The 1,596-nt window shown below is 69.0% G+C and carries 3 protein-coding genes and 1 pseudogene; all 4 read right to left on the bottom strand.

The window, feature by feature from the left end:
• A pseudogene (locus EAH89_RS30830) lies at positions 1-205 on the bottom strand (helix-turn-helix domain-containing protein); the annotation flags it as partial.
• A 117-nt stretch (positions 206-322) separates the two neighbouring features.
• A complete protein-coding gene (locus tag EAH89_RS30825; RefSeq protein ID WP_241667287.1) occupies positions 323-919 on the bottom strand; it encodes a transposase in 597 nt (198 codons plus the stop codon).
• Complete coding sequence (locus EAH89_RS30820; RefSeq protein WP_140887996.1) at positions 886-1,221, bottom strand: hypothetical protein; 336 nt, start codon at positions 1,219-1,221, stop codon at positions 886-888. Before EAH89_RS30820 ends, EAH89_RS30825 begins: the two co-directional genes overlap by 34 nt.
• Before the next feature lie 85 nt (positions 1,222-1,306).
• The coding region (locus EAH89_RS30815) for a transposase (RefSeq protein ID WP_140887994.1) at positions 1,307-1,596 on the bottom strand (290 nt) is incomplete at its 5' end.

Genomic DNA, 1,596 nt, shown 5'->3' with positions numbered 1-1,596 from the left:
CAGGACCGGCGCTGTTGAACTTCAGCACCCAGTCCCGGACGATCTGCAGCGTCACGCCGCCGATCCTGGCCGCTTCGGTCCGCGTCGCACCATCGTAAACCGCAGCTAGCGAAAGCAGCCGCCGGGCCTGAGCCGCATCCTTCGTCCGTCGCGCTGCCACGCGCAGGCGAACCGCGTCGAAGTCACCCCGAAGCGGAATGGCCATGGCGAACCTCCAGCGTTCGCCATCTTGAATCACGATCCGGCCCCATGAGGGAATCCCCCACGAGAGTCAGGGTCTCCGAGATTTAGTATAAGAGCCCGCTTTGCTCTGTTGAAAGGCTCATGAGGCCTCGGCGAGGAGCATGAGGTTGTGGGTGAGGACGCGGAGGGCGAGTTCGCGGGCCTGTGACGCATCACCCCGCGCGGTCAGGGCTGATCCGAGACGGCGCTTGTGCTGGCTGAACCCGCTCTCGGCGTGCCAGCGCTGGTTGTAGATCGCCTTCGGAAAGCGGCGGCGCATGGCACGCCGGTAGGGCGTCTTGGGCCAGCGGCGGCCGGTGTTGCGGCGGTTGAGGCGGATCACGGTCTGTCGCACACCGAGGTCCTCGCGGCAGAGGCGATGGTTGTGCTCGGCATCGTAACCCGCGTCGCCGAGCGCCGTGTCGATCTGAACCAGCCCGGCCGCCTGCCGCATGGCCGGTGTGAAGTCGGGCGAGTCCTGGCTCGGTCCGACGCCCGGCACCGCCCCGAGGATGAGATGCGAGTGGGCGTGGACAACGGCGGTGAGCTTCGGCCATGCCCGCTGCCGGTGGCCCTCGTCCCCGCGCCGCAGTCCGAAGTAGGCGCTGACGTGCCGCGTCTCGAGGCCCGTGGCGTCGACAGCCGCAACAGGGGCAGTGTCGATTAGGCCACGGCCACGGGCGTGCCGGACCACCACGGCTTGAGCGTTGCGGAAGGCCCCCCAGCCTCGGCGTCCGCGAGGATCCGGCGCGAGGCATGGGCGAGCGTCGAGTAGTGCGGCACCTTCGAAAGCCCGAGGGTGCGGCGCAGTTCCGCCCATTCCGCGACGAGCGCCACGACGCCCCGATAGTCGGTCCGCAAGAACTGCCGCAGCACCAGCAGCGCGAAGAGCTGCGCCTGGGTGTAGTCGCGCCGCGAGAACCGGCTCCCGTACTCCGGAAGCGCCACCCGGCCCGCCGCCAGTGCCTCCCGCGCCACCCTCACTGCCGATTTCGACATCCTCCGCATCCTACGTCTCCCGGCTCCGCCGAAAGCCCACCCAACCTCCGAGACCAGCCAGGGGTTTCAACAGAGCAAGCCCGCTTCATAACGTCTGAGCCAGCCGCCTGACGAGGACCATGGCTGCGGCGAGGGTGAAGAAGGCGACGGCGGAGCTGACGGTCGCCTCGTGGTCGCGGGCGAGGCGTCGGCACCGGCCGAACCACGCGAAGGATCTCTCCACCACCCAACGCCTGGGCTGCACAGCGAAGCCTTTCTGCCCGGGTGCCCGGCCGACGATGCTGACGGCAATCGACGAGGCCTGAGCCACGCGGGACCCGGCATAGGCGCGGTCGGCAAAGCAGCGAGCGAGGAACGGCCATGGACGGCGCGACA

Source organism: Muricoccus nepalensis, from assembly GCF_006438825.1.
GTDB classification, from domain to species: Bacteria; Pseudomonadota; Alphaproteobacteria; order Acetobacterales; family Acetobacteraceae; genus Roseomonas; species Roseomonas nepalensis.
This window is presented reverse-complemented; position numbering and strand designations above follow the sequence as displayed.